Genomic DNA, 17,243 nt, shown 5'->3' on the forward strand with positions numbered 1-17,243 from the left:
TCGCCGTTCCGCCCTGGTGCCCCTGGCGGCGGCTGCCCTCGTACTGGGCAGCACACCGCTGTGGGGATCCGACAGCGCGCCGCTCGGCGCCGCGACCACCTCGGTCGCCGCGCCCACCGTCACCGTCGGGCTGCAGGCCCCGCAGGATCCGGGGCCGTTCCCGGCCAGCGTGACACCCACCTCCCCCACCATCACCATCGCCGGGCAGCGCGACGGGGAGAGCACCTTCAAGGTCGTCCAGTACGACCAGGTGCGGCCGAAGACGCCCGGCCGGATGGACTTCGACCACTTCCACACCGGCATCGAGATCCAGTGGTGGCTGCGCAAGTGGGCCCACGAGCGCCCCGACCTCGTCGACCTGCACGTCGTCGGCGAGAGCTACAGCGGCCAACCGATCCACCAGCTCACCATCACCGACAAGTCCACCGGGAAGGACACCGACAAGCCGGCCGCCTACTTCGAGGGCAACCGTCACTCCGGCGAGGTCTCGTCGGCGGAGAGTTCGCTGTGGCTCGCGCACCACCTCATCACCCGGGCGGGCAAGGACCGGACGGTCGACAGGCTGCTCGCCGACAAGACGGTGTACATCCGGCCGGTCAACAACCCCGACGGGCACGACATGTACCTGTACACCGCACAGACCAACCGGTCGACGGTGCGGCCGGACGACAACGACGGCGACGGCAGACGTGACGAGGATCCCGGCGAGGACCTCAACGACGACGGCTACCTCAGCCAGATGCGCCAGCACGTCGGCGCCGGCGAGGGCACTCACGTGGTGGACAGCCGGGACCCGGCCGGCAACGCCATGCTCAGCGTGGGGGCGGGCAAGGGCGACTACCTGATGTTCTCCGAGGGTGTCGACAACGACGGCGACGGACGTTACAACGAGGACGGTGTCGGCGGCCTCGACCTGCACCGCAACTACCCGTACAACTGGCATGTCATGCCGGCCGACGACGCCACCGGGCGCAATCTCACCCAGGGCGGCGCCGGAGCGTACCCGCTGTCGGAGCCGGAGACCCGGCACGTCTACACCTGGCTGATGTCGCACACCAACATCGGCGCGGTGAACAGCATGGACACCCGCGTACCGATGCACCTGCGCGGCCCGTCGACCTGCGACCCGGTCGAGTGCATGTACACCAGCGACCGCAAGCTCTACGAGCACTTCGACCGGGCAGGCGCCTCGTTCACCGGATACCGGAACACCGGAAGCGTGTACATCGACTACGCCACGCGCAACGGCGGGCAACCGACGCCGTTGTTCGGCCACGGCCCCGACTTCGGGTACTTCCAGTACGGCGCCGTCTGGTACGGCGACGAGATCTGGAACGGCGGCGACTTCACCGACTACGACAAGGACGGCCGGTACGCGGACTGGGAACGGTCGCGCTGGTGCGCGGAGAACGGACGCTCCACCTGCTTCCTGCCGTGGACCAAGGTCCAGCACCCCAGACTGGGCGAGGTCGAGATCGGGGGGATCAACCCGAAGTTCTGGTCGCAGAACCCGTCGGCCGACCTGATCGGTCAGTGGGCGGCGAACCAGGCCCGATTCAACCTCTACCTGATCGAGTCCCTGCCCCAGATCGACCTGACCGACGTCAGCGCCCGCCGGCTCATGGGCAGCCAGGGCGACGGCGCGACGCACGAGATCACGGCTACGGTGCGCAACACGGGCCGGATCCCGACCGCGCTGGAGCAGGCCAAGGAAATCAAGATCGTGGCACCGGACACCGTCCGGGTCGAGGGCGCCCGGGTCGTCGGCGGGGCACCGCAGTTCCACCTCGACGGCGGCGACAAGCAGAAGGTCCGGCTACGGGTGGTCCGGACCGGCGGTGAGACGGCCACCCTGACGGCGGTCAGCGTCCGGGGCGGTCTGGACAGCGCGTCGGCGCGGCTGAGCTGACTCCCCCCGGTGGCCTCCCATTCCGCGGCACGCGGGATGGGAGGCCACCGCGCGGCCGCCAACCCGGGCCGCAGCAACGCCCGCTGGCCGGACGGCGCCGACACCGACAGCCTCTGCCGGGACTTCGTCACCAGCACGCTGCCCACGCCGGGGGCGGCCAACGCCAGATGAGGTGACCGGTCGCTGATCGTCTCCGGTGCCCGCCTCCGACGGCGGGCACCGGAGGCGGTTCCGCCCTCCCCCGGCGCCCGGTCTGGGAAATCCGGGTGCGCGCCGTGGCGCCGGGCCCTACGGTACGGCCGTGACGATCGACATCTCGAGCCTGGCCGAACGCCCCGACCTGGCACCGCTGCTCGACGAGGGCTTCGACCGGGCGTGGCCGGAGTTCATGCTGTGGGATCCGATGGGCGCGTTGTACTACGCCGTCGCCAACGACCTTTACCCGCAGTTCGTGTTCGCCGCCGTCGATTCCGCCGACCCGGGCCGGGCCGTCGCCCGCGCGTACGCCGTGCCGTTGCGCTGGACCGAGGATGTCCTGCCCGACGGCGGCTGGGACCGGATGATCCAGCGCGCCACCCTCAACCGCCTCACCGACGCCACCCCCACCATCGTCTCGGCGCTGGAGATCTGCGTCCGGCCCGACCGACGTGGCAGCGGGCTGTCCGCGCTGATGCTCGCCGCCATGCGCGAGGCCGTCGCGAAGATGGGCTACGACACGCTGGTCGCGCCGGTCCGCCCGAGCGGCAAGCACGCCCGGCCCGACCTGCCGATGACCGAGTACGCGGCGCAGGTCCGCGACGACGGGCTCCCGGTCGACCCGTGGCTCCGGGTGCACGTACGCGCCGGTGGAACCGTCGAACGCGTCGCCGGCCGGTCGATGACGATCAGCGGGAGCCTCGCCGACTGGCGTCGCTGGACCGGGTTGCCGTTCGACCGCAGCGGACCGGTGCACGTGCCGGGGGCGCTGGTGCCGGTGCACTGCGACGTCGCGCACGACCATGCCGTCTACGTCGAGCCCAACGTGTGGGTGCGGCACCGGTTGCCGGTTTCCTGACCGCAGCCCGGGCCGATGCGGCGGGCACCCGTCGCGGTCACGCGCCACCCTCCTGATCAGGAATCGAGAAGCAGCGGGGAGGCGGCCCGGCCTAGCCTTCTTCCAGACAGCCGGCAGCACGCCGACGTTTCCGACGGAGGGAAACCGACAGTGTCCGCGAAGAACTCCACCACCGAATCCGAAGGCTTCAGCCCCGCCGAGCGCGCCGCGATGAAGGAGCGCGCCGCCGAGCTGCGCGCCGAGGGCAGGAAGGGCGCCAAGCGGGCCGACGAGCTGCAGGCGCTCCTGGACCGGATCGCCCAGATGGCGCCGGCGGACCGCGCCCTCGCCGAGCGTGTGCACGTGGCGGTGACCGCCGCCGCCCCGCAGCTGTCGCCGAAGACCTGGTACGGGATGCCGGCCTACGCGAACGCGGACGGCAAGATCGTCGTCTTCTTCCAGGACTCGGGCAAGTTCAACTACCGGTACTCGACGCTGGGCTTCCAGGATGCGGCCAACCTCGACGACGGCGACCTGTGGCCGGTGGCGTACGCGCTCCAGGACTGGAGCCCCGCGGTGGAGAAGCGGGTGGTCGCGCTGGTGAAGGCCGCCGTCTCCTGACCTCAGTCGGCATCGGCGGCGAGCAGCCGGTGGAGAGCGGCCCGGGGCTTCGGATGGTCGTGGCTGTCCACGAACCAGTCGTAGCCGCCGTAGGTGTCCGCCAGCCGGCGGATCAGCCGCAGGTCGACGCCGTCGCCCGGTGCTCGCAGGTGCAGCGGCGGCGGATAGCAGCAGTCGCCGAGGAGGAGCACGCCGGAGTCGGGCACCGCGACCACGGTGGAGTCCTCGGCGTGCCGGCCGCCGACATGGTGCAGGTGCACTCCCCCGGTCAGTTCGAGGGTGTCGGCGAACTCGACGTCCGGCGGCACGACCCGGAATCCTTCCCAGGTGGGCATCGCGCGGGCCCGGGCGCCGAAACTCGCCGCCAGGCGGGGGTTGGCGTCGACCTGCCCGCGCAGGTACGCCTCGCTCCACGGCCAGTCGGCCTCGGCCGCGAGGATCCGGGCCCCGGCGGCGTGCCCGATGATCTCGACGTCCGGCCAGGCGCACGCCCCCCACGTGTGGTCCCAGTGATGGTGGGTGTAGACGAGCCGGGTCGGGAGGGGCAGCCCGGCGGCCCGGACGGCCGCGCGGATCCGCCGCGCGGCGGTGCGGCTGTTGCCCGCGTCGACGAGCAGGGTGCCGCCGGCGTCGGCGACGACGGCCACGCAGCCCTGCACCGCGGCCGGGTCCTCGTCGTGCGGCCACAGCCAGACCCGGCCGGCCAGGTGGCGCAGTTCCCGGGCATGACGGGAGGATACCGCCGGTCGCGCCGAACTCGGCGGCCGGCGGTGCCGGTTCAGGGCCGCACCACCGGTCAGGGCACCCGCTGGCCACCGAGGGACGCGAGATCGCGAGGGTCCTTGGACCGTGGCTGACCTTCCCATGGTGGCGCGTCCGGGGAGCGGGTCACCGGACGCGCTTCTCGTAGCGCCGGCAGGCGACGGTGACGGTCGTGGCGCCGCGATCCGGGCCGCCGGTGCCGGCTTCGGCGCGGTAGTCGAGGGCCGCCGCGTCGTGCCAGCCGCGGCGGGCATAGAACCGGCGGGCCCGGGTGTTGCCGACCGCGACCGCCAGCCAGGCGATGTCGAACCGTTCGGCGACGGCCCGTTCGCCGGTGGTGAGCAGCGTGTCGGCCACGCCGGTCCCGCGGGCTGGCCCGGCGACGTACACCTGCTCCACCTCGTCGTCGCTGACGGTGACGAACCCGACGACCCGCGCGCCCAGGGTGCCGACCGTGGTGGCGGGCAGGCGGGGTGGCACCCGGTCGCGGAAGTCGGCGAGCCGCCGGTGCCGGTACAGCTCGGCGGGGACGTGTCCGGCGTGGCCGTCCCGCCAGCCCTGGTGCCACAGCACGGCGATCGCCTCGGCGTCGTCCGGGCGGGCCGGGCGCAGTACGAGATCGGGGGTGTGCGCCACCATGTGGCCCTCCTTACGGAACAAGACTTGTGCTTCTAACTTAGGGCTCTAAGATATCGTCCATGAACCATCCGAACAACCTCGGGTTGGAGCTGCACACGCTGGTGTCCCGCCTGGAGCGTGCCGGTGACCGGATCCTGCGCGCCGACCACGGCCTGTCCTACCGGCGGTTCATGGTCCTGGTCACGGTCGGCGAGCTGGGCGCGTGCACCCAGCGGGCGCTGGCCGACAGCCTGGCGGTGACCGAGCCCTCGGTCAGCCGGATGATCGCCGCCCTCGCCGGCACCGGGCTGCTCACCGTGACACCCGACCCGGCCGGCGGCAACCGGCGACGGATCGCCCTCACCGACTCCGGCCGGCAGCTGGTCGAGCGGGCCGGCACCGAGCTGATCGGACGGCTCACCGCGCTGGTCGAGTCCGCCGGCGTGCCGTTCGACACCTACCTCGCGCACACCCGACGGTTGAACGCCGCCCTGGGCGGCGCCTGAGCCACCGGCGCCCGCGCCACGACACCCACCCGGATTCCCTGAGGAGTTCGCCATGCCGACCACCCCCGCCGCGCGGACCGTCCGTTCCGCCGACGGCACCACCATCGCCTACCACACCACCGGCGCCGGCCCGGATCTGCTGATCGTCCCCGGCGCGCTCAGCGACGCCGCCGATTTCACCACGCTGGCCGAGGCGCTCGCCGGCAGCTTCACCGTGCACAGCGTGCAGCGGCGCGGCCGCCCGGGCAGCGGCCCACTGGGACCCGAGTACGGCATCGCGGCCGAATGCGCCGACCTCGCCGCGGTCCGGGCGGCCACCGGCGCCCGCTACGTCTTCGGCCACAGCTTCGGTGGGCTGGTGGCGCTGGAGACGGCCCGCCGAAACCAGGACATCAGCAAACTCGTCGTCTACGAGCCCGGAGTCGACGTCGGCGGCCTGATTCCGACCGACTGGATCCCGCGGGCCCGCCGGTTCCTCGACCGGGGCCGCCCGATCGACGCGTTCGCCACGTTCGTCATCGCCACCGGACCGAGCGCGGCACGCCGCAACCCCCGGTGGCTGATGGCCGCCATCCTGCGGCTGGCCTTCCGCGGCGAGAAGCGCGCGAAGGTCTTCGAACTGCTCGACGCGGCCCTGCACGAGCACGCGGAGGTCGGCCGGCTCAACGACAGCTACCCCAACTACCGCGAGGTCTCCGCCGACGTGCTGCTGATGACCGGCGGCAGGAGCGACCTGGCCCACCTGGGCCCGGCCACGGCCCGGCTCACCGAGGCGCTCCCCTCGTCGCGGGTGCTCACCTTCCCGAAACTGGACCACTTCGGGCCGCACCAGAAGGGCGAGGCCGAGGTCGCCGAGGCGCTGACCACGTTCCTGCTCGCCTGACGACGCGCCGCGGTCGACGTACTCATGTTCTTGGAGATTGACGGGGGTCATTTTCCACCCCAACGCCGCCGGTGAACAGGGCATGGCGACCGCCCTGCTGGCCACCCTGAACCGCTGACCCCGGGCGAACGGGCCCCGCCGGCGGCCGGCGGGGCCCGTTCGATCAGGTCCCCTGCTTGCCGCGGGCCTCCTCGGCGGGCCCACCGCGACGAGGGCCAGCGCCCACTCAGCCCCCGGCCGGCAGGCGCAGGCCCGACATGCCCCCGTCGACGGCGACCGAGGTGCCCGTCACCGCGCCGGCCGCCGGCGACGCCAGCCAGACCACGGCCTCGGCCACCTCCTGCGCGGTGACCAGGCGGCCGATGGGTTGGCGGGCGGCCAGCCGGCGCTTCTCGGCCGGCGGGTCGGCCGCGCTGGCGAGCAGCCGCGCCACCCACGGGGTGTCCACCGTTCCGGGCGCGACGCAGTTGACCCGGATCCCCTCGCCGACGAGGTCGGCGGCCATGGCCAGGGTCAGCGCGTGCACCGCCCCCTTGGACGCCGAGTACAGGGCCCGCTTCGGCAGGCCGGCGCCGGCCGCGATCGAGGAGATGTTGACGATCGCCGCCGCCCGGGACCGGCGCAGGTACGGCAGGGCGACGGCGGTGGTCCGGGCGACCCCGGTCACGTTGACGTCCAGGACGCGGGCCCATTCCGCGTCGTCGTTCTCCTCGACGGCGCCGACGGCGGAGATGCCCGAGTTGTTGACCAGGATGTCCACCCCGCCGAACGCGCCGGCGACCGATGCCATCGCCGCGGTGACCGAGGCCCGGTCGGCCACGTCGGCCCGTACCGGGTGGATGCGCGGGTCCGCGGGGCCCGGCGCCGGGTCGAGGTCGAGTATGCCCACCCGGGCGCCGCGGGCGTGGAAGGCCGCCACGCAGGCGCGCCCGATCCCTGAGGCGCCACCGGTCACCACCGCGACCAGACCGTCGAACACGGAAATCCCTCCTTCGGTTCCGCGCCACCGACGCCGGCGGTCACGGTGAACGTGCCTCCTCGGGCAACAGACCGGCCCTCTTCAGGTCGGCCCAGAGGCCGCCCGGGATGTCCCACTCGAACATCCGCACGTTGTCGGCGACCTCCTGCGGGCTCCTCGCCCCGATCACGACGCCGGCCACGGCGGGGTGGCCGAGCGGGAACTGGATCGCCGCCGCCCGCAGCGGCACCCCGTGCCGCTCGCACACCTCCTGGATGGCCGACGCCCGGTCGACCAGCGTCGCCTGTGCCGGAGCCCGACAGCACCGCACCGGCGCGGCGCTCCGACCGGCCGCCGCCGTAGAGCGGGGCGGTGTCGAAGGAGCGCAGGCCGAGGCGCCAGGCCGCCTCGACCGTGGCGTGCGCGGCCTCGTCGCCGACGGCGGTGAACAGCCCGGCGATCGGCGCGAGCCCGAGGCCGAGCCGGGTCACCTCCACCTCGGTGCGTCCCAACCGGACCTTCTCGGTGGCTCGCACGCGCCCTCCCGGGGGATCGGTGGGCCGGCCGCGCGGCGGCCGGGTGTCCGACCGTACCGCGGCGTCGGCGCACCTGCCCGACGACGCAGTTGCGGGCTGATCTTCGGGCTCGCGGCCGCCGTCGGCTACGGCCAGACCCCCGGTTGACCGGGTCGCGGCGCGGCGATCGGGTCACGCGGGGTCGGCGCGGCCGAGTCGCCAGTAACCCATGAACGCCACCGCCCGCCGGTCCAGGCCCCGCTCCCCCACCAGGTGTCGCCGCAGGGCACGGATGACGCCGGCCTCCCCCGCCAGCCACGCGTACAGCGGTGTCGGCGCCACCTCCGCGGGCACCTCCCAGAGGACGTCGACGTCGACGTCGACGTCGATGTCGGCGGCCGGCGGGGTGGGCACCCGGGTAGCACCGTCGAGCAGCTCCCCCGCCGCCGCGGCGAGGGCGGGTACGAGCCGGCTGCCGTGGCCCTCGCCGCCCCGAGGCAGCCAGGTCAGCACCACGCCGGGCGGCGCCGCCAGCGGAAGGGCGTCGTCGGCGTGAGGCACCTCGAGCAGCACCCGGCCGCGCGCGTCGAGCGGCAGCCGCTCCAGGATCGCCGCGATCGCCGGCACGGCGGTCTCGTCCCCGGCCAGCAGCAGCTGACCGGTCGGCGGCGGCCGGAACTCCACGCCGCCGTGCTCGCCGTGGTAGCCGCCGTCCGGGCCGACGATGGCGATCTGGTCACCGGGGCGGGCGCGGCGGGCCCACCGGGTCGCCGGTCCGCCGTCGCCATGCCGGACCAGGTCGACGACGACCTCGGCGAGGTGCGGACGGACGGCCCGGACGGTGTAGGTGCGTACCGGGTTGCGCCGGTGCTCCGGCAGCGCCCGCCACCGCGCGTACCAGTCCGGCCCCGCCGGCATCCGCACCGTGCGCTCGCCGGGCAGCGGCAGCACGAGCTTGATCCGCTGGTCGTAGCCGTTGTCGGCGAACCGGTCCAGGTCGGGTCCGGTGAAGGTGACGCGGGTGAACGACGGGCTGAGCCGGCGTACCGCGCGTACCTCGACGGTGAACAGGCGCCACGGCGCGATGGGCAGGGTCTCGGTCACGGCTTCTCCGGTGGACACGGGCGGCTACCGGGAGGTGGCCGCCACGGCGCGCGAGCGCCACAGCAGCCAGACGAAGTAGGGGGTGCCGATCATGGCGGTGACCAGGCCGGCGGGGATCTGGGCGGGGGCGATGACGGTGCGGCCGAGGGTGTCGGCGACGCTGACCAGGGCGGCGCCGAGCAGCGCGGCGACGGGAAGCACCCGGGCGTGCCGGCCGCCGACGAGCGCCCGGGCGATGTGCGGCGCGACCAGGCCGACGAAGCCGATGACGCCGACGGCGGAGACCGCCGTGGAGGTGAGCACCGCCGCCGCGCCGAGGGCGACCAGTCGGGTGCGTTCCAACCGGACGCCGAGCACCCGGGGAGTGTCGTCGTCGAGGGCGAGCAGGTCGAGTTCCCGCCGGGCGGCGGCCACGGCGGGGGTGAGCAGCAGCAGGGCGATCGCCACCGGCAGCACCTGACCGGCGGTGCGACCGTAGGTGGAGCCGGAGAGCCAGGTGAGGGCCTTGCCGGTGTTCCACGGGTCGAACGCGACGATCAGGAAGGTGATGACGGCCGTACCCCCCTGCCAGGCGCCGAAGCCGATGAGGACCAGCCGGTCCGAGCTGAGCCCGCCGCGCCAGGCCGCAAGGTAGACGAGGGCGAAGGCGAGGACGGCGCCGAGGCCGGCGGTGCCGGAGACGGCCCACACGCCGGCCAGCGGGACGAAGGTGAGCAGCGCGACCGCGCCCAGGCCGGCGCCGGCGGTGATGCCGAGGATGCCGGGTTCGGCGAGCGGGTTGCGGCAGACCGCCTGCACGGTGGTGCCGGCGACCGCGAGGGCCGCGCCGGCCAGCACGGCCGCCGCGACGCGCGGCCACCGCTGGTCCAGCACGAAGGTGTACGCGGGCCCGGTGGTCCCGTCGAGCCAGTTGACGACGTCGCCGAAGAGCATCCACGTGTCGCCGGCGAGCATGCCGACGAGCACGGCGCCGGCGGTGACCGCGGCGGCCACGGCGACCACGCCGCGGTGGAACGTCGCCGAGCGGACCGCGGCGTGCCCGCCCGCGGGGCGGCGGGTGGGGCCGGCGTCGCGGTGGCGGCGGGCGAGCCAGATCAGCACGGCGGAGCCGAGCAGGGTGGTGACGACGCCGGTGGGGATGTCGACGCCGGCCTGCCCGCCCATGACGGCGCGCAGCAGCACGTCGGAACCGAGCACGATGAGCACCCCGGCGACGCCGGACAGCGGCAACAGGATCCGGTGCCGGTGCACGGCGGGCAGCACCGGGGCGAGTAGCCGCACGATCACCGGGGCGCAGAGGCCGACGAAGCCGACCGGGCCGGTGAGGGTGACGGCGGCGGCGGAGAGCAGCACGGCCAGCAGGGTCGTGATCAGCCGGGTACGCCGCACGTCCAGGCCGAGCACGGTGGCGGTGTCGTCGCCGAGGGCGAGGATGTCCAGGCGGTGACCGAGCAGGATCAGCGCCACGACGGCGGCGACGATGACCGGGGCGAGCTGGGTGAGCGCGGCCAGGTCGCTCTGCACCAGCGAACCGTTGCCCCAGGCGAACAGCCCGATGGCGGCCTGCTCGAACAGCAGCAGGAGCAGCATGGTGACGGAGCTGAGGGCCAGGGCGGTAGCCGAGCCGGCGAGGATGAGCCGGGTGGTGCTGGCCCGCCCACCGCCGGACATGGCCAGCACCAGGGTCGCCGCGGCGAGACCGCCGCAGAGGGCGAGACCCCCGGCGGGCAGCGCGGGCAGCGCGATGCCGAGCGCGGCGACGGCGACGATGGCCAGGTGGGCGCCCGCGTTGACCGCGAGGGTGTCCGGGGAGGCGAGCGGGTTGCGGGCGACCGACTGCAGGGCGGCGCCGGCGACGCCGAGCGCCACGCCGATGGCCAGGCCGGCGAGCAGCCGGGGCAGCCGCGCGGCGACCAGCACCCGGGCCGCCTCGTCGTCGGCGCCGGTGATCAGTCGCAGCAGGTCGAGGGCGCCGACGGAGGAGGTGCCCTGGGTGAGGTGCACCGCCGCGACGACGAGCAGGAGCAGGGCGGCGCCGGCGAAGACGCCGATGAGGCGGGGCGTGGCGGGGCGCCCGGCCGGAGCCGGCGCGACGGCCGGCCCCGGGCGCGGGGGTGCGATCGGCACGTTCACACCGCGTAGGTCTTGACGAGTTGGTCGACGTACTGCTTGCCGGAGAGCGGGCCGCCGAAGGTCCAGATGCCGTCGGGCATGCGGTGCAGGTTGCCGCGCTGGACGAAGGGCAGCGACGTCCAGATGGCGTTGCCGGCGAGGCCGTCGGCGAAGACGTCGGCGCCGTCGGAGGCGTTGTAGAAGAAGTGCAGGTTCGGATCCTTGAGGACGGTGAGGCCCTCGACGTCGGTCTGGCCCAGGCCCCACACCTCGTCGGTCTTGCCGGTCCACGCGTTGGTGAGGCCGAGCTGGATGCCGAGCTGGGACACCAGCGCGCCCGGCCCGAACATCCGGATGCTGACCGTGCTGCCCTCCTTCCACCCGTCGGCGACGGCGAACGGACGGCCGGCCGCGCCGGCCTCCGCGATCTTCTTCCGGCCGTCGGCCAGGTGGGCGTCGAAGTCGGCGAGCAGCGTGTCCGCCTGCGCCGTCCGGCCGACCGCGGTGGCGATCATCTTCAGGTCGGTGCGCATCCGGCCGAGGTTGTCCGAGGCGTCGCTGCCCTTGGTGACCAGCACCGGGACGTACTTCTCCAGCTGGGTGACCAGCGCGGCGCCGCGGTCGCCTCCCATCACCACGAGGTCGGGTCGGAGGGCGACGATCGAGTCGACGCTCGGTTCGCCGCGGGTGCCGACGTCCTTGACGCCCGGGTCGAGCCGGGCGGCGCTGACCCAGGTGGCGTAGCCCCTGGCGTCGGCGACGCCGACGGGCATGACGCCGAGGCTGACGAGCATCTCGACCTCGCCCCACTCCAGGCCGACCACCTTGGTCGCGGGGGCCTTCAGGGTGATCGCCTTGCCGCGGCTGTCGGTGACCGTGACCGGTCCGGCGGACGGGGCGGATGCGGTGGGGTGGGTGGCACCGGTCTCGGTGGTGCCGCAGGCGCTGAGCAGCAGCGCGGCCGCTGCGGTGACGAGGGCGGTGACGCGGATACGGGTCATGTCGTTCTTTCTGGTGACTGTGGATCGTCGGATCAGGCCATGGCCCGGGCGAGGTGCCGGCCCACGGGACGGGTGGTCACCAGTCCGGTGAGCGGGTCGGTGGTCACCTCGATGCGGATGCCGTAGGTGTCGGTCAGGGCGGGTTCGGTGAAGACCTCGGCCGGGGCGCCGGTGGCGCGGACCCGGCCACCGTGCAGCAGCACCACCTCGTCCGCCACGGCGGCGGCCTGGTTGAGGTCGTGCAGCACCACGCCGACCGCGACGTCGTGGTCGTCGGCGAGGTCCCGCATCAGGTCGAGAATCTCCACCTGGTAGCGCAGGTCGAGGAAGGTGGTGGGCTCGTCGAGCAGCAGCACCGGAGTGTCCTGTGCCAGGCAGGTGGCCAGCCACACCCGCTGCAACTCGCCGCCGGAGAGTTCGTCCACCGGACGGTCGGCCATCGCGGCCACCCCCGTGACGTCCATCGCCCGGCTGATCGCCGCCGCTCCCTGCGGGTCGTCGGCCCGCCACCGTCCCCGGTACGGGTGGCGGCCGTAGCCGACGACGTCGCGCACCGTGAGCCCGCTGGGCACCGGCCGGCTCTGGGCGAGCAGGGTGACCCGGCGAGCGAACTCCCTGGCCGGCAGGCCGGCCGCCGCGGTGTCGCCGCAGAGGTGGACCGCGCCGCCGGCGATCGGGTGCAGTCGGGCCAGCGCCCGCAGCAGGGTGGACTTGCCGCTGCCGTTTGGACCGACCAGGGCGGTCACCGTGCCCGGGCGGAGGGCGATGGACGCGTCGTGCACCACGAGCGTCCCGTGGTAGCCCAGGCGGAGGTCGACTCCGCGCAGGCTTTCGCTGCCGGCCGATGCCGGTGAACTCGACATGAGGTTAGGCTAACCTAACCCAACGATCACCTGTCAAGGCCAGCGACAATGGACGGGTGGACATCGAGCCGATCGAGCACGCACCCGAGCAGGCGTTTCCCCGCGCGACCCTCCGGCAGCGCTGGGCGGACCTCACCTTCCTGCACTGGGCGGTCGCGCCGGAGGTCGTCGCGCCGCTGCTGCCCGCCGGCACCCGCCCCGACACGCTGGACGGGGTCAGCTACGTCGGCCTGATCGGCTTCCGGATGGTCGGGTTGGGCCTCGGCCGCGGCCCGGCAGTGCCGTATCTCGGCAGCTTCTGGGAGACCAACGTCCGGCTCTACTCGGTCGACGACACCGGCCGCCGGGCCGTGGTGTTCCGCTCGCTCGACGCGTCCCGGCTGGTGCCGGTGCTGGTCGCCCGGGTGACCCTGCGGCTGCCGTACATGTGGTCGGCGATGCGGGTGGACCGCGACGGTGACCGCCGCGTCTACCGGTGCCGGCGCCGCTGGCCGGGGCCGGCGGGGGCGACGAGCCGGATGGTGGTGAAGGTGGGTGAGCCGCTCGCCGAGCCGACCCCGCTGGAGCATTTCCTCACCGCCCGCTGGGGGCTGCACACCAGGGCGTACGGGCGCACCGTGCACCTGCCGAACTGGCATCCGCGCTGGCCGTTGCACCGGGCCGAGCTGCTGCACCTCGACGACGAGCTGGTCGCCGCCGCCGGGCTGCCGGCGCCGGCCGGGCCGCCGGCCAGTGTGCTGCACTCCCCCGGCGTCGCGGTGCGGTTCGGCGTCCCCGCCGCCGTGGATTGACCGGGCGAGCGCGTGGCGGGCGGGCGTCGCGAGGCCGTCGGTAACCGGTTACAGTCGACGGACCGGATCGCCCACGACCGCCAGGAGGACCCCGGTGACGAACGCCAGCGGAGCCCAGCCGTCCGACGCCCGGGCCGACTGGGAGGCCCGCATCGCCCGGCGCAGCGAGGAAGGCGGCACCGCCGCGCTGCCCGACCTGCCGCCGCCGGCCGGGCTCACCGCCACCGGCGGCCACGGACACGTCCGCCTCTGCTGGCAGCCGGTCGACGGCGCGGTCGGCTACCTGGTGCACCGCGCCGAGCTGGACGGCGACCGGGTGTCCGGGCCGTTGCGCCCGGTGGACCACCTCGGCGGGGACGTGCTCTCCGTGCCCGACACCTGGTACGTCGACACCACCGGCACCCCCGGCCAGCGGTACGCGTACGCGGTGGCCGCCGTGCCCGAGGTGACCGTCACCGGGGCGCTGAGCGACCCGGTCCCGGCGGCCGCCCTGCCCGCGGCCGGCGAGCCGCCCACCGTCACCCTGCACCTCGACGCGAACGCCACCGGCGGCCCGCTGCACCGGCCCTGGCAGCCGATGATCGGTTCCGAGCGGCTGTCCCAACTGCTCTGCCGGGAGCACTCCGGTGGCCGGGAGATCGGCACCGAACTGCTGGCGGCGCTGCGCCGGGTACACGACGAGGTCGGCGTGACCACCGTACGGGCGCACGCGATCCTGCACGACGACCTCGGCGTCTATCGTGAGGTCGACGGCGAGCCGGTGTACGACTTCAGCCGGGTGGACCAGGTCTACGACCTGCTGCTGGGCATCGGCATGACGCCGGTGGTGGAGATCGGGTTCATGCCGCGCGACCTGGCCAGCGACCCGGAGCGCACCGTCTTCGCCTACCGCGGCATCATCTCCCCGCCGCGCGACTGGGACCGGTGGTACGGGCTGGTCCGCGTACTGGTGGCCCACCTGCTGGACCGGTACGGCGAGCAGGTGCTCGGCTGGGACTTCGAGGTGTGGAACGAGGCCAACCTGGAGGTCTTCTGGTCCGGCAGCCGGGCGGAGTGGATGCGGCTGTACGACGTGACCGCCCGCGCGGTCAAGGACGTCGACCCGCGGATCCCGGTGGGCGGACCGTCCTCGGCCGCCGCCGGCTGGGTGGACGCCCTGCTGGAGCATGCCGCCGGGTCCGGGACGCCGGTGGACTTCGTCTCCACCCACACGTACGGCAGCCCGCCGCTGGACCTGCGGCCCACCCTGGCCCGGCTCGGCTTCCCGGACGCCCGGATCCTGTGGACCGAGTGGGGGGTCACCCCCACCCACTTCCACCCGGTCAACGACGGCACGTCGGCCGCCACCTTCCTGCTCAGCGGCATGCGCTCGGCGGCGGGCCGGGTCGACGCGCTGTCCTACTGGGTGGCCAGCGACCACTTCGAGGAGCTGGGCCGGCCGCCGCGGCTGCTGCACGGCGGCTTCGGCCTGCTCACCGTCGGCGGCATCGCCAAGCCGCGCTACCACGCCCTGCGGATGCTCGCCCAGCTCGGCGAGACCGAGCTTGCGGTGCGGGCCGACGGTGACGGCGCCGACGGCCTGGTGCAGACCTGGGCCAGCCGGCGGGCCGACGGCAGCCTCGCGATCCTGGTCTGGGCCGCCACCCTGGACCAGGGCAAGCGGGACGGCGATCCGGCGCTGGCCCGGCGGATCCGGCTGGTGGTCGACGGCGCGGCCGGCCGGCCCGCCCTGGTCTCCCGGCTGGACCGGGAGCACGGCGACGTCACCACGGTCGCGGACCGGTTGGGGGTCGCCGACTGGCCGACCGACGAGCAGTGGCCGGCGCTGCGCGCCGCCGACCAGCTCCCGGTGGAGAAGGTGCAGCCGGTCGCCGAGGCCGGGGCCGCCGTGATCGAGCTGGCGCTGCCGCAGCCGGGGGCGGTGCTGATCGAGGTGGCCGGGGCCTGAGATCGGGTCGAGGCAGCCGGCCCGGGCTCGGCCGGCTGCCTCGACGACCGGGCACCGTTACGAGCCGACCCGACGCAGTTGCGGAAGGTCCTGGCCGGCCGGCACGTTGAACGTCTCCTTGGCGATCAACGGCCGGATCCGGCTCTCGAACTGCGGCGAGACGAACGCGCGGCGGATCAGGTCGTGGCGGAGTTCGTTGCCGAGCGCGGCCATGATCATGGCCTGGTCGAGCGAGAGGTGCCGCTTGGCCACCGTGCCGCTGCCGACCGCGATCGCGTCGTAGAAGCCACCGGGCCCGTACGAGTCGAAGTCGGCCTTGAGCCGGGCCAGGTTGTCCACGACCGGGCCCTTGGCGTACGGCAGGGCGAGGAACGCCGCGTGCGGGGTCACCACCCCGTCGCCGTAGTCGGGTTCCGGGCCGGCCGGGCGGCAGTCGCCGAACCCGGCGTCGTACTTCGAACGCTCCATGTCCGACGGGTAGCCGTCGGTGTCCATGCCCATCGCGTCGACGCCCCACGCCAGGTACCCGCCGGCCGGGTCGCTGGCCGGGGAGAAGCCCCAGTAGCCGTACCGGGCGTCGTTCATGCCGTGCTCGATCTGGCCGGCGACCGTGGCGGGGTGGTTACGGCCCCAGCTGTTGGGCGCCCACCGCGCCTCGGGCACGAACAGGTCGGGCATCAGCGCCTCGAACATGTCGCCGCCCCAGCTTGGTACGAACTGGATGCCGCGGTACCGGTAGGCGCCCTCGTACACTCCGACGCCCAGGTGGTGGGTGTCGAAGCCGACCGGCTGCATCTCGTGCCAGCTCCAGTCGCAGGTGGCCGGCAGGGTGCGCATGGTGTGGTAGTAGGCCTCCGGCGGGATCTGGCCCGCCGCGATGCCGAGGTACGTCGCGATGCGCGGCTCGGTGACCGTGATGTCGTAGTGGTTGCAGGTGAACCAGACGCCGGCGCGCTGCCGCGAGCAGCCCGGCGGCGGCGCGTCCCAGAAGCCGCCGGCGATCAGGCCGCTGGCGCCGAACGGGGTCGCCGCCGCCGGGTTGTAGTAGAAGCCGAAGTTCATCTTCCGCAGGATCGCGTCGGCCTGGCCGCGCAGCTGCGGCACGGCGCCCTTGACCACGTGCAGCGCGGCGGCGAGCCAGCCGTTGTCCACGCTGGACATGAACGGGTAGACGGGGTTGCCGTCGTCGGGCCAGACGGTGACGACCGAGCCGTCGCGCGGGTCGTACCAGTTGTAGTACATGCCCGACGGGGTGTGGTGCTTGAGCCGGGCCAGGGTGTCGAGGGTCTGGCCGATCCGCTCGCGGGCCTCGGCGGGCGAGATGATGCCGAGGTCGCGGGCGACCACCGCGGACCACAGGTAGCCGCCGATGTTGGTGGGTGACGTGTAGGTGGACCGGCCGCCGGCGGCGAGGTCGCCGGTGATGTTGTCGGCGACCAGGCCGGTGCCGGGGTCCGTCATCGCGGTCATCGACCGCCAGGTGTCCCGGGCATAGCTGAGCAGGGCGCGGTCGGCGGCACGGTCGTCGGGTGCGGCGACGGCGGCCGAGCCGCCCGCCAGGGTGAGGGTCAGCGCGAGGAGTGGTGCGAGTAGGCGTCGCATGGATCTCCTTGTCTGGT

Annotated in this window: 17 protein-coding genes and 1 pseudogene; 8 read left to right on the top strand and 10 right to left on the bottom strand. The window is 73.9% G+C overall.

Annotation, left to right across the window (positions count from 1 at the left end):
* Positions 1–16 precede the first annotated feature (16 nt).
* The 4 genes from AB0H57_RS27285 to AB0H57_RS27300 all read left to right on the top strand — a co-directional run bounded on the left by AB0H57_RS27285 (position 17) and on the right by AB0H57_RS27300 (position 3,563).
* The gene (locus AB0H57_RS27285; protein WP_357511248.1) at positions 17–1,909 is read left to right on the top strand and encodes a M14 family metallopeptidase; all 1,893 of its coding nucleotides are present in this window, start codon (positions 17–19) and stop codon (positions 1,907–1,909) included.
* A gap of 36 nt (positions 1,910–1,945) precedes the next feature.
* On the top strand, positions 1,946–2,080 hold the full coding sequence (locus tag AB0H57_RS27290; protein ID WP_357511250.1) for a hypothetical protein: 135 nt from the start codon (positions 1,946–1,948) through the stop codon (positions 2,078–2,080).
* Positions 2,081–2,210: 130 nt separating this feature from the next.
* On the top strand, positions 2,211–2,963 hold the full coding sequence (locus AB0H57_RS27295) for an N-acetyltransferase (RefSeq protein ID WP_357511252.1): 753 nt from the start codon (positions 2,211–2,213) through the stop codon (positions 2,961–2,963).
* 210 nt (positions 2,964–3,173) lie between these two features.
* Positions 3,174–3,563: a hypothetical protein gene (locus tag AB0H57_RS27300; protein ID WP_357511296.1), complete on the top strand. Its 390-nt coding sequence runs from the start codon at positions 3,174–3,176 to the stop codon at positions 3,561–3,563.
* Between the two features lie 2 nt (positions 3,564–3,565).
* On the opposite strand, the gene AB0H57_RS27305 is transcribed toward AB0H57_RS27300, so the two are convergent.
* Positions 3,566–4,222, bottom strand: coding sequence for an MBL fold metallo-hydrolase (locus AB0H57_RS27305; protein ID WP_357511254.1), 657 nt, complete (start codon positions 4,220–4,222; stop codon positions 3,566–3,568).
* A gap of 229 nt (positions 4,223–4,451) precedes the next feature.
* The gene (locus AB0H57_RS27310) at positions 4,452–4,964 is read right to left on the bottom strand and encodes a GNAT family N-acetyltransferase (protein WP_357511256.1); all 513 of its coding nucleotides are present in this window, start codon (positions 4,962–4,964) and stop codon (positions 4,452–4,454) included.
* Between the two features lie 59 nt (positions 4,965–5,023).
* On the opposite strand from AB0H57_RS27310, the gene AB0H57_RS27315 reads away from it, so the two are divergent.
* The gene (locus AB0H57_RS27315; RefSeq protein ID WP_357511258.1) at positions 5,024–5,449 is read left to right on the top strand and encodes a MarR family transcriptional regulator; all 426 of its coding nucleotides are present in this window, start codon (positions 5,024–5,026) and stop codon (positions 5,447–5,449) included.
* A gap of 52 nt (positions 5,450–5,501) precedes the next feature.
* Positions 5,502–6,332, top strand: a complete 831-nt coding sequence (locus tag AB0H57_RS27320) for an alpha/beta hydrolase (RefSeq protein ID WP_357511260.1) — start codon at positions 5,502–5,504, stop codon at positions 6,330–6,332.
* 226 nt (positions 6,333–6,558) lie between these two features.
* Here the strand turns inward: AB0H57_RS27320 and AB0H57_RS27325 are convergent, their stop codons facing one another.
* The 7 genes and pseudogenes from AB0H57_RS27325 to AB0H57_RS27355 all read right to left on the bottom strand — a co-directional run bounded on the left by AB0H57_RS27325 (position 6,559) and on the right by AB0H57_RS27355 (position 12,885).
* Positions 6,559–7,311, bottom strand: coding sequence for an SDR family oxidoreductase (locus AB0H57_RS27325; protein ID WP_357511262.1), 753 nt, complete (start codon positions 7,309–7,311; stop codon positions 6,559–6,561).
* Positions 7,312–7,351: 40 nt separating this feature from the next.
* Complete coding sequence (locus tag AB0H57_RS27330) at positions 7,352–7,621, bottom strand: aldo/keto reductase (RefSeq protein ID WP_357511264.1); 270 nt, start codon at positions 7,619–7,621, stop codon at positions 7,352–7,354.
* Between the two features lie 43 nt (positions 7,622–7,664).
* Positions 7,665–7,826 (bottom strand): annotated as a pseudogene (locus tag AB0H57_RS27335) (aldo/keto reductase); the annotation flags it as partial.
* Between the two features lie 171 nt (positions 7,827–7,997).
* Positions 7,998–8,909, bottom strand: coding sequence for a siderophore-interacting protein (locus AB0H57_RS27340; protein ID WP_357511266.1), 912 nt, complete (start codon positions 8,907–8,909; stop codon positions 7,998–8,000).
* A gap of 24 nt (positions 8,910–8,933) precedes the next feature.
* Complete coding sequence (locus tag AB0H57_RS27345) at positions 8,934–11,036, bottom strand: iron ABC transporter permease (RefSeq protein ID WP_357511268.1); 2,103 nt, start codon at positions 11,034–11,036, stop codon at positions 8,934–8,936.
* 2 nt (positions 11,037–11,038) lie between these two features.
* Positions 11,039–12,022, bottom strand: coding sequence for an iron-siderophore ABC transporter substrate-binding protein (locus tag AB0H57_RS27350; protein ID WP_357511270.1), 984 nt, complete (start codon positions 12,020–12,022; stop codon positions 11,039–11,041).
* Positions 12,023–12,054: 32 nt separating this feature from the next.
* A complete protein-coding gene (locus AB0H57_RS27355) occupies positions 12,055–12,885 on the bottom strand; it encodes an ABC transporter ATP-binding protein (protein WP_357511272.1) in 831 nt (276 codons plus the stop codon).
* Positions 12,886–12,941: 56 nt separating this feature from the next.
* Between AB0H57_RS27355 and AB0H57_RS27360 the strand changes: the two genes are divergently transcribed.
* Positions 12,942–13,676 carry a DUF2071 domain-containing protein gene (locus tag AB0H57_RS27360; RefSeq protein ID WP_357511274.1) on the top strand — a complete coding sequence of 245 codons (735 nt, stop codon included), beginning with the start codon at positions 12,942–12,944 and terminating at the stop codon, positions 13,674–13,676.
* A 94-nt stretch (positions 13,677–13,770) separates the two neighbouring features.
* Positions 13,771–15,624, top strand: a complete 1,854-nt coding sequence (locus tag AB0H57_RS27365) for a xylan 1,4-beta-xylosidase (protein WP_357511276.1) — start codon at positions 13,771–13,773, stop codon at positions 15,622–15,624.
* A 57-nt stretch (positions 15,625–15,681) separates the two neighbouring features.
* On the opposite strand, the gene AB0H57_RS27370 is transcribed toward AB0H57_RS27365, so the two are convergent.
* Positions 15,682–17,226 carry a glucoamylase family protein gene (locus tag AB0H57_RS27370; RefSeq protein WP_357511278.1) on the bottom strand — a complete coding sequence of 515 codons (1,545 nt, stop codon included), beginning with the start codon at positions 17,224–17,226 and terminating at the stop codon, positions 15,682–15,684.
* Positions 17,227–17,243 lie beyond the last annotated feature (17 nt).

This window comes from Micromonospora sp. NPDC050686 (genome assembly GCF_040654475.1).
GTDB lineage: Bacteria > Actinomycetota > Actinomycetes > Mycobacteriales > Micromonosporaceae > Micromonospora.

What these genes read in the sequence shown, in the direction of transcription:
- AB0H57_RS27315 (WP_357511258.1), top strand. Translation starts at nt 5,024, where the DNA reads ATGAACCATCCGAACAACCTCGGGTTGGAGCTGCACACGCTGGTGTCC.
- AB0H57_RS27310 (WP_357511256.1), bottom strand. Translation starts at nt 4,964, where the DNA reads ATGGTGGCGCACACCCCCGATCTCGTACTGCGCCCGGCCCGCCCGGAC.
- AB0H57_RS27320 (WP_357511260.1), top strand. Translation starts at nt 5,502, where the DNA reads ATGCCGACCACCCCCGCCGCGCGGACCGTCCGTTCCGCCGACGGCACC.
- AB0H57_RS27355 (WP_357511272.1), bottom strand. Translation starts at nt 12,885, where the DNA reads ATGTCGAGTTCACCGGCATCGGCCGGCAGCGAAAGCCTGCGCGGAGTC.
- AB0H57_RS27290 (WP_357511250.1), top strand. Translation starts at nt 1,946, where the DNA reads ATGGGAGGCCACCGCGCGGCCGCCAACCCGGGCCGCAGCAACGCCCGC.
- AB0H57_RS27350 (WP_357511270.1), bottom strand. Translation starts at nt 12,022, where the DNA reads ATGACCCGTATCCGCGTCACCGCCCTCGTCACCGCAGCGGCCGCGCTG.
- AB0H57_RS27370 (WP_357511278.1), bottom strand. Translation starts at nt 17,226, where the DNA reads ATGCGACGCCTACTCGCACCACTCCTCGCGCTGACCCTCACCCTGGCG.
- AB0H57_RS27300 (WP_357511296.1), top strand. Translation starts at nt 3,174, where the DNA reads ATGAAGGAGCGCGCCGCCGAGCTGCGCGCCGAGGGCAGGAAGGGCGCC.